The sequence below is a fragment of the Polaromonas sp. OV174 genome (assembly GCF_900112285.1).
Taxonomy (GTDB): domain Bacteria; phylum Pseudomonadota; class Gammaproteobacteria; order Burkholderiales; family Burkholderiaceae_C; genus Polaromonas.
The window spans coordinates 261,858-271,442 of sequence record NZ_FOKZ01000004.1 but is presented as its reverse complement, the minus strand read 5'-3'; the positions used below and the strand labels follow the sequence as shown (position 1 = coordinate 271,442).

10 protein-coding genes are annotated in these 9,585 nt (G+C 60.5%); 1 reads left to right on the top strand and 9 read right to left on the bottom strand.

Annotated features, from left to right (window positions below; all coding sequences use genetic code 11):
• From BM160_RS06000 to BM160_RS05960, 9 genes are all read right to left on the bottom strand, one after another.
• A partial coding sequence (locus BM160_RS06000) for a GTP-binding protein (RefSeq protein ID WP_143093185.1) occupies positions 1-553 on the bottom strand: 553 nt, incomplete at its 3' end.
• A gap of 148 nt (positions 554-701) precedes the next feature.
• Positions 702-2,804: an elongation factor G gene (gene fusA / locus BM160_RS05995; protein ID WP_092002033.1), complete on the bottom strand. Its 2,103-nt coding sequence runs from the start codon at positions 2,802-2,804 to the stop codon at positions 702-704.
• A gap of 152 nt (positions 2,805-2,956) precedes the next feature.
• On the bottom strand, positions 2,957-3,430 hold the full coding sequence (gene rpsG, locus BM160_RS05990) for a 30S ribosomal protein S7 (RefSeq protein ID WP_092002030.1): 474 nt from the start codon (positions 3,428-3,430) through the stop codon (positions 2,957-2,959).
• A gap of 213 nt (positions 3,431-3,643) precedes the next feature.
• On the bottom strand, positions 3,644-4,021 hold the full coding sequence (gene rpsL / locus BM160_RS05985; protein WP_092002027.1) for a 30S ribosomal protein S12: 378 nt from the start codon (positions 4,019-4,021) through the stop codon (positions 3,644-3,646).
• Between the two features lie 154 nt (positions 4,022-4,175).
• Positions 4,176-5,384 carry a D-alanyl-D-alanine carboxypeptidase family protein gene (locus tag BM160_RS05980; protein ID WP_092002024.1) on the bottom strand — a complete coding sequence of 403 codons (1,209 nt, stop codon included), beginning with the start codon at positions 5,382-5,384 and terminating at the stop codon, positions 4,176-4,178.
• A 63-nt stretch (positions 5,385-5,447) separates the two neighbouring features.
• Complete coding sequence (locus tag BM160_RS05975; RefSeq protein ID WP_092002021.1) at positions 5,448-6,092, bottom strand: alpha/beta hydrolase; 645 nt, start codon at positions 6,090-6,092, stop codon at positions 5,448-5,450.
• A 110-nt stretch (positions 6,093-6,202) separates the two neighbouring features.
• Entirely contained in the window at positions 6,203-6,580 is a 378-nt protein-coding gene (locus BM160_RS05970) for a (2Fe-2S) ferredoxin domain-containing protein (RefSeq protein ID WP_092002018.1), read from the bottom strand.
• Between the two features lie 9 nt (positions 6,581-6,589).
• Positions 6,590-7,741 carry a VanZ family protein gene (locus BM160_RS05965; protein WP_092002015.1) on the bottom strand — a complete coding sequence of 384 codons (1,152 nt, stop codon included), beginning with the start codon at positions 7,739-7,741 and terminating at the stop codon, positions 6,590-6,592.
• 12 nt (positions 7,742-7,753) lie between these two features.
• Positions 7,754-8,182 carry a CopD family protein gene (locus BM160_RS05960; RefSeq protein WP_092002107.1) on the bottom strand — a complete coding sequence of 143 codons (429 nt, stop codon included), beginning with the start codon at positions 8,180-8,182 and terminating at the stop codon, positions 7,754-7,756.
• A 323-nt stretch (positions 8,183-8,505) separates the two neighbouring features.
• Between BM160_RS05960 and hemB the strand changes: the two genes are divergently transcribed.
• Positions 8,506-9,522 carry a porphobilinogen synthase gene (hemB, locus tag BM160_RS05955; RefSeq protein WP_092002104.1) on the top strand — a complete coding sequence of 339 codons (1,017 nt, stop codon included), beginning with the start codon at positions 8,506-8,508 and terminating at the stop codon, positions 9,520-9,522.
• The last annotated feature ends 63 nt before the right edge of the window (positions 9,523-9,585 follow it).

Sequence of the window (9,585 nt, the reverse complement as noted above, 5' to 3'; positions counted from 1 at the left end):
GGCCCTTGTCGCCTTCGAGGGCGAGCTTGGCGGAGCCGTGGATGATGGGGGTGTCGTCACCTGGGAAATCGTATTTGTCCAGCAGCTCGCGCACTTCCATTTCGACCAGCTCGAGCAGCTCGGCGTCGTCGACCATGTCGCACTTGTTCAGGAACACGATGATGTAAGGTACGCCAACCTGACGGGCCAGCAGGATGTGCTCGCGGGTCTGGGGCATAGGGCCGTCAGCGGCCGAGCACACCAGGATCGCGCCATCCATCTGGGCGGCGCCGGTGATCATGTTTTTCACATAATCGGCGTGGCCTGGGCAGTCAACGTGAGCGTAGTGGCGGTTGGCCGTTTCGTATTCGACGTGGGCGGTATTGATGGTAATGCCGCGGGCCTTTTCTTCCGGAGCCGCGTCAATTTGGTCGTAGCCTTTGGCTTCGCCGCCGAACTTGGCTGCCAGCACGGTTGCGATTGCAGCCGTCAGGGTGGTTTTACCATGGTCAACGTGACCAATCGTGCCGACGTTGACGTGCGGCTTGGTCCGCGAGAATTTCTCTTTTGCCATTTCTATCTCCAGATAAAGAACTTGCCCGTGTACGGTTTAATGTTTGCACTGTGTTGCTGATTCCATCACCACGGGCAGTGAGGGGCACACAATCGCAGACAGGAAAATAATGATGCCAGCCGCTTGTGCGACCGGCATCTTCGATTGCTTACTTGGCGCGAGCAGCCATGATGGCTTCGGACACATTGCGCGGTGCTTCGGCGTAGTGCTTGAATTCCATGGTGTAGGTTGCACGACCTTGCGTTGCGGAACGCAGCGTGGTCGAGTAGCCAAACATCTCGGACAGAGGAACTTCGGCCTTGATGGCCTTGCCGCCGCCAGGGATGTCTTCCATGCCCTGCACCATGCCGCGGCGTGAGGACAGATCGCCCATCACGTTGCCGGCGTAGTCTTCTGGCGTCTCCACTTCGACAGACATCATCGGCTCCAGAATCACCGGGCCGGCCTTGCGGCAGCCTTCCTTGAAACCGAAAATGGCAGCCATCTTGAACGCCAGTTCGTTCGAGTCAACGTCATGGTAGGAGCCGAAATGCAGCGTCACCTTGACGTCCACCACCGGATAACCGGCCAGCACGCCAGAAGTCACGGCTTCGTTAATACCTTTTTCCACTGCGGGGATGTATTCGCGAGGAACCACACCGCCCTTGATGGCGTCAACGAACTCGATGCCCTTACCGGCTTCATTCGGCTCGATCTTCAACACCACGTGGCCGTACTGACCCTTACCGCCGGACTGACGCACGAACTTGCCTTCTGCATCTTCGATGGTCTTGCGGATGGTTTCGCGGTAAGCCACTTGCGGCTTGCCCACGTTGGCTTCCACGCCGAACTCGCGCTTCATGCGGTCAACAATAATTTCCAGATGCAACTCACCCATACCGGCGATCAGGGTCTGGCCTGACTCTTCGTCGGTCTTGACGCGGAACGATGGATCTTCCGCAGCCAGACGCTGCAGAGCAATACCCATTTTTTCCTGGTCAGCCTTGGTCTTGGGTTCCACGGCCTGCGTGATCACGGGCTCAGGGAACACCATGCGCTCCAGAATGATCGGCGAATTCATGTCAGACAGGGTTTCACCCGTCGTCACGTCCTTCAAGCCGACGCAGGCAGCGATGTCGCCGGCGCGGATTTCGTCCACTTCGACGCGATCGTTCGCCATCATCTGCACGATACGGCCGATACGCTCTTTCTTGCCCTTGATCGAGTTGAAGACGGTATCGCCCTTGGTCAACACACCCGAGTAGACGCGCACAAAGGTCAGCTGACCCACGAACGGATCGGTCATCAGCTTGAACGCCAGCGCCGAGAACTTCTCGCCGTCGTCGGCCTTGCGGGTGATAGGCTGCTCATCTTCATCGGTGCCGGTCACATCAGGAATGTCCGTCGGTGCTGGCAGGTAGTCGATCACAGCATCCAGCATGCGCTGCACGCCCTTGTTCTTGAACGCGGTGCCGCACAGCATCGGATGAATTTCCGTCGCGATCGTACGCGTGCGCAAGCCGAACTTGATCTCTGCTTCGGAGAGGTCGCCCTCTTCGAGGTACTTGTTCATCAGCTCTTCAGAAGCTTCAGCAGCGGCTTCGACCATGTTTTCGCGCCACTTTTTGGCGGATTCGACCAGGTCGGCAGGGATCTCTGCGTAGTCGAACTTCATGCCTTGAGACGCTTCGTCCCAAATAATGGCCTTCATCTTCAACAGATCAACCACGCCCTGGAACTTGTCTTCAGCGCCGATTGGAATCACCACAGGCACAGGGTTGGCCTTCAGGCGCAGCTTCATCTGGTCGTAGACCTTGAAAAAGTTGGCACCGGTACGGTCCATCTTGTTCACAAAGGCCAGACGTGGCACCTTGTACTTGTTGGCCTGACGCCAGACGGTTTCCGACTGGGGCTGCACGCCACCCACGGCGCAATACACCATGCAAGCGCCGTCCAGCACGCGCATCGAGCGCTCGACTTCAATCGTGAAGTCAACGTGGCCCGGGGTGTCGATGATGTTGAAGCGGTGCTCTGGGTAGGACAGGTCCATGCCCTTCCAGAAGCAGGTCACGGCAGCAGACGTGATCGTGATACCGCGCTCTTGCTCTTGCTCCATCCAGTCGGTGGTCGCTGCACCGTCGTGCACTTCACCCAGCTTGTGGGTCACGCCGGTATAGAAAAGAATTCGTTCGGTCGTCGTGGTCTTGCCAGCGTCGATGTGGGCCGAGATACCGATATTGCGGTAGCGCTCGATGGGAGTCTTGCGAGCCATGATGGATCCTTGATAGGGGGTCGTGAGATTTCGGGGATTCGGGGCGCGCAGGCGACTGCAGCCTCCCGACAGATCGGAGCCGCCTCAATCGAGACAAGGCCGCAGGCAAAATGCCGGCAGCCTTGTACTTTGAACGAGACGAATCCGTCGAGTTAGAAGCGGAAGTGGCTGAACGCTTTGTTCGCCTCTGCCATGCGGTGAACTTCGTCACGCTTTTTCATGGCGCCGCCACGACCTTCGGTCGCTTCCATCAGCTCATTAGCCAGGCGCAATGACATGGATTTTTCGCCACGCTTCTTTGCGGACTCTTTCAACCAGCGCATGGCCAGAGCCATACGACGGACGGGACGAACTTCAACCGGCACTTGGTAGTTGGCACCACCGACGCGGCGGGACTTCACTTCAACCATGGGCTTGATGTTGCCGATGGCCATGTGGAAAGCCTCGAGCGGGTCTTTGCCAGGGTTCTTTTTCTCGATAAAGTCGAGCGCGCCATAAATGATGCGCTCGGCGACGGCCTTCTTGCCGCCTTGCATGATCACGTTCATGAACTTGGCGAGGTCGACATCGCCAAATTTTGGATCAGGAAGAATTTCACGTTTAGGGACTTCGCGACGACGTGGCATTTTTTCACCTCTTTGCTTCAGTTGGCGCTGCTTTCGGCAACACCGCGAGAGTTAGCGAACTCTCACTTACTCGACCGGCACAAACAACTTGTACTTGGGTCACTTCGCTCAAAACATCTGCCAGGATGAGTCAAGCACCTGTTTTTTGAAAATGATCATGACCATTCATGACGACATCTTCTGGCGCGAACTACAAAGTTCGAGCCGAATGACTTACTTAGCCTTTGGACGCTTGGCGCCGTACTTGGAGCGCGACTGCTTGCGGTCTTTCACGCCTTGCAAGTCGAGCGAACCACGCACGATGTGGTAACGCACACCAGGCAAATCCTTGACACGGCCGCCGCGAACCAGCACAACGCTGTGTTCCTGCAGATTGTGGCCTTCGCCGCCGATGTAGGAAATGACTTCAAACCCGTTGGTCAGGCGCACTTTGGCGACTTTACGCAGAGCGGAGTTTGGCTTTTTAGGCGTGGTGGTGTAGACACGAGTGCAAACACCGCGACGCTGTGGAGAATTTTCCATCGCCGGGCTTTTGGACTTGATCTTTTCGACCTCGCGCCCCTGACGGACTAACTGATTAATGGTTGGCATTGAAAAACGTCCCTAAACGTTTGAAAAACGATATGAAATACACGAAAACTTCTCCGCACCAAAAGCGGAAAAGCCTTCTAGTATAAACCGGTTGGCAAAAAAGCTCAAATAGCTAGCAGTAGCGCCGGTGTAACTGGCGCTACTTTTGCCCCACTTACTTGATCCAGAGGCGAATGGAATCCCAGGCGCGGCCGATAATTCCGGCCTCTTCCACGGCTTCCAGCGCCACCAGCGGCACTTCAGCCACGGGCGTGGGGTTGTCGCCCAGCATGACCTTTAGCGCTCCCAGCGCCTGCCCCTTCACAAAGGGTGCGACCAGCGGATCTGGCCTGGCCACCTGGGTTTTGATCTTGGGCGCGCTGCCAGCTGCCACGGCCACCACAATGGCTTCGGGCCGGCCCAGCTTGACGGTGGAGGCCTTGCCTTTCCAGACCGAGGGCGCGACGACCGCCTGGCCGGCATCAAACAACTTCACCGCTTCAAAGGCGGTGTAGCCCCAGTTCATCAGTTTTTGCGACTCGTTGGCACGCGCGCTGTCGCTCACGGTGCCCAGCACGATCGCCAGCAGACGACGTCCACCGGGTGCGCCGCCGGCCCCCAGATTGGGGAATTCGCGCTTGGCGGTGGCAATCATGCAGTAGCCGGCCGCGTTGGTATGGCCGGTTTTCAGGCCGTCCACCGTGGGATCGCGAAACAGCAAGGTGTTGCGGTTGGTGTCATTGGCCGCCGGCGTACCCGGATAGCGGTATTTCTTGATCGCCGAGAAGCCAACATATTCGGGGAAATCCGTCATCAGGCGGGTTGACAGAATGCTCAGATCACGCGCCGTGGTGGTATGGCCGGGCTCGGTCAGGCCTTCCGGATTTTTGTAGCTGGTCGACTTCATGCCCAGCGCCTTGGCCTGCTGGTTCATGAGCTGCACAAAGTGCTCGGCCGTGCCGCCCACGCCCTCGGCCAGCGCCATGGTGGCATCGTTGCCCGACTGCACCACCATGCCCTTGATCAGGTCTTCCACCGGCACCTGCATCTTGGGATCGATGAACATGCGCGAGCCCGGCATTTTCCAGGCACGCTCGCTGACGCCAAAGGTTTGCGTCAGGGTGATTTTCTTGGATTTGAGCGCATCAAACACCAGGTATTCGGTCATCAGCTTGGTCAGCGAGGCCGGCTCGACCGGGGAGTCGATGTCTTTGGCGGCCAGGATCTGGTTGGCCGTCACATCCATCAGCAAGTAAGAACGCGCGGCAATTTCAGGCGCTTGCGGCGCCTGAGCGTGCGCGGCGGGCAGCAGCACGGAAACCGTCAGGAAAAGAGCAGCGGAGAGACCGCGCAGGCCGATGGGGGCCTTGAGTGTGCATTGCATGTCAGGTGGTCGATAAAAAGAAATGAGGGGTGAAAAGAAAGGGTCGCCCGAGATCAGCCGGGATCACGACGACGGCGAAGACAGGTGGCGCACCACCAGATTTTTCAGCAGGGGCAATTGTCCATGAAAGAAATGACCGCCCCCGGGGACAACCGTAACAGGAAGTGCCTGCGGCCGCGCCCAGTCCAGCACCGCCGACAGCAGCACGGTATCGTCCTGCTCGCCATGCAGCACCAGGGTCTTGAGGTGGGCGGCCTGATCTATAGCCGCCGCCGGCGCACGGCTGACGCTGGTGCCGACCAGCACGAGTTTTTCAATGCTGCGAATGGGATTGAGGCGCGCAAAGGCATGGGTGGTGACAAAAGCGCCAAAGGAAAAGCCGGCCAGGGCCAGAGCGCGCTCACCCTCACCGGCGGGCGCCGCATGCTGCACCACGGCCAGCAAATCCTCCAGCTCGCCCCGCCCCTCGTCATGGCTACCGGCACTGCCGCCGACGCCGCGAAAGTTAAAGCGCACGGCGCTCCAGCCGCACTGCACAAAGGCCCGCGCCAGCGTCTGCACCACCTTGTTATCCATACTGCCGCCAAACAGGGGATGCGGATGGGCGATCACGGCCACCCCGCGGGAGACCCCCTCCGGTTCATCCAGTGCGATTTCCAGCGCGCCGGCCTGGCCTTGAATGCTTGATTTTCGGGTTTGGGAGTTCACAAAAAATACGTCTTTCTCAAGCACACAACTACAAAAACAATAGCACCTATCGCCCACAGCTATTGGGCTAGCGCCCTAAAAGATGGGAAATTCAGCCTGCCAAGTCAGGCTTAGCGCCCCAGATGCGCAGGCGTCAGCAAACGCTCCACCACCTGGCCATTTTTCAGGTGCGATTCGACAATTTCGTCGATGTCGCTCTCATCCACATAGCTGTACCAGACGGCTTCGGGATAAACCACCGCCACCGGACCACCGGCGCAGCGGTCCAGGCAGCCGGCCTTGTTGACCCGCACTTTGCCAGGCCCGGCCAGCCCGGCGGCCTTGACCTGGGCCTTGCAGCGATCAAAGCTCTCCTGCGCACGGTGGTCGGCGCAACAGGCCTCGCCGTTGCTGCGCTGGTTCAGGCAAAAAAAGATGTGCCGTTCGTAATAAGAGGTGGGGACTGCGGCCTCAGCGGGTGCCGCGTTGGGGGAAGTTGAGGAGCTCATGGGCCGATTCTACGTTTCGGTCACGCCCGCATGCTCCCGGCCGGAAAGCCGCACCAATACATAAAGCAAGGCCGCATAAGGCCACAGCCAGCCCAGCCATTGCACCAGGCCGTAGAAATGAATAAAGCGGCCCTGCTCCCAGATTTGCAGGGTCTGGGCAAAGTAGGGATCGGCCGGCGCCTGATTCAGCAAACCAAGGTGAGTTGCCAGCGCCAGCAGCGTCAAGGCAGCAGCGGCGCGCTGCGGCACCGCCAGCAGCAGCAAGGCCAGCAGCGCCGTCAGCCCCAGCCCCACTTGCACCGGCAGATCCAGCCAGGCCCAGGCATGCTGGGGCCCGTAACTAAGGGCGGCCGACAGGGCCGAGGCGGCAATGCCGACCGCGATCGCCGCCGCCGCAAAGGCCGCGCGTGAGCCCAGCTTGCGAATCACGCAATAGCCCAGCAGACAGGGAATCAGCGCGCCCAGGGTCACGCAGATCAGCTCGGCCATGGGCACCAGCGGCTGCAGCTCCACCTCACGCACCGGCATCCACTCCAGAAACGGCGTATCGGCCAGGGCATCGGCCAGCGCCGACTCCAGCCGCTCGAACACCTGACCCAGCCCCATGGGAACGGCAGCGGGAAACAGCAGCGCCGGCGGCCAAAACAGCAGCAGCACCAGCGCGCCGCGCGCATCCGGCGCCACCCAGCGTGCCCGTACCTGGCGCCAGCGCTCAACCAGGCCCACCCTTTCCAGTGCCCAGGCGCAGCAGGCGCCCAGCCAGCCGCCCAGGGTGTTGAGTATCAGATCCACATTGGATGGCACGCGTGAAGGCAAATAGCTTTGCAGGGTTTCCATGCTCAGCGACAGCAGGCCGGCGCCCAGCACCGCCACGCTGACGGGCCAAGGCACACGCCGGCTATAGGCCGACAGCACCAGCAAAAAACCCAGCGGCGCATAGCCCAGCAAGTTGACGCCGACATCAAAGCCGGTCCAGTACTTGGGCAGCGGCGCCGTCAGAAAGCGCAGCGGCGAGATGCCCTGGTTGCGCCAATCGGTAAAGGGGTAAAGGCTGGCGTAAGCGATCAGACACATCAGCGCCAGGGCCAGCGGCCAGGAGAGTGTCTTCACACCCCTGACGTCTTCACGCCGCTTCGCTGCTTGTGAAGAGGGCGGTGTCATCGGCGTTGCGACCTAGAAGGGCTTGACCACCACCAGAATCACGGCGGCCAGCAGCAGCAATACAGGCACCTCATTGAACCAGCGCAGCCAGACATGGCTGCGGGTGTTTCGATTGGCCACAAACTTGGCCAGCAAACTGCCGCAGGCGTGGTGATAGCCTATGACCAGCAGCACCACCGCGAGCTTGGCATGCATCCAGCCATTGCCCGGCCCGCGCCCCACGCCATAACCCAGGTAAAGCCACAGGCCAAAGCCCAGCGCCGGCACCGCCAGCAAGGTGCTGAAACGCTGCAGCTTGCGCGCCATCAGGATCAGCCGCTCGCGTTCGGCCACGCTTTCCGGCGGCACCATGGCCAGGTTCACCAGGATGCGCGGCAGATAAAACAGCCCGGCAAACCAGCTGACAATGAAGATGATGTGGAGAGATTTGACCCAGAGCATGCGGGGAGTGTAGCGTCCCGGTTGGCGCCGCAGACGGCCGCGGCGGCTCGCGGCCAGGCTTGATGCGGGCAAAAAAACGCCCAGCGGCACAAAGTCCAGCCGGGCGAATAAGCCTTTTTGCGGTGAAGCATCAAAGCCCCGCTCAGGGAGGAAAAGCGGGATGCAAGGGCCAAGGCCATCGCACCGGGCAATTTTAACCACGCCGGTTCAGCCACCGGCCCCAGCCCGGCCAAATTCCAATGTAAAGACCGACCCGACAGCAAGCGCCCAGGCCATGGGCCAAATAAATCATGGCCCGGCCAAAGCTTTGGCACAATTTGCCCATGACTTTGCACGCCTCCAACTTCGCTCCCTTTCCCATGGGCCGGCCACGGCGCCTGCGCCGTGACAGCTTCACCCGCAACCTGGTGCGTGAGCACGCACTCACCAGCCAGGACCTGATTTATCCGGTCTTTGTGCTCGATGGCCAGCAGCGCCGCGAGGCCGTGGCCTCCATGCCGGGCGTGGAGCGGCTCAGCCTGGACCTGCTGCTGCCGGTGGCCGAAGAGTGCGTGAAGCTGGGCATTCCGGTGATGGCGCTGTTCCCGGTGATTGACGCCTCGCTGAAAACCCCCGACGGCCAGGAAGCGCTGAACCCGGACGGCCTGGTGCCGCGCGTGGTGCGCGAGCTGAAAAAGCGCTTTCCCGAACTCGGTGTGATGACCGACGTGGCACTGGACCCCTTCACCAGCCACGGCCAGGACGGCCTGCTGGACAGCGCCGGCTACATCCTGAACGACGAGACGCTGGAAGTGCTGGTTCAGCAGGCGCTGACGCAGGCCGAAGCCGGCGTCGATATCGTCGCGCCCAGCGACATGATGGACGGCCGCATAGGCGCGATTCGGGCCGGGCTCGAATCACAAGGCCTGGTTCACACCCGCATCATGGCCTACAGCGCCAAGTACGCCAGCGCCTTTTACGGTCCGTTTCGCGACGCCGTGGGCTCGGCCGGCAACCTCGGCAAGTCGGACAAAAAGACCTACCAGATGGACCCCGGCAACAGCAACGAGGCCCTGCGCGAAGTCGCCATGGACATTGCCGAAGGCGCCGACATGGTGATGGTCAAGCCCGGCATGCCTTATCTGGACGTGGTGCGCCGCGTCAAGGACGAATTCCAGGTGCCAACCTTTGCCTACCAGGTCAGCGGCGAATACGCCATGCTCAAGGCCGCCGCCCAAAACGGCTGGCTGGATCACGACGCGGTGATGCTGGAAAGCCTGCTGGCCTTCAAGCGCGCTGGCGCCGATGGCGTGCTGACTTACTTCGCCATAGACGCCGCCAGAAAGCTGCGCCAGGCCTGAAGCGCCGGCATCACTATCAAATCAATAGCTGCCTGCGCGCGCCACACAAGCGCCGCAGGCCTT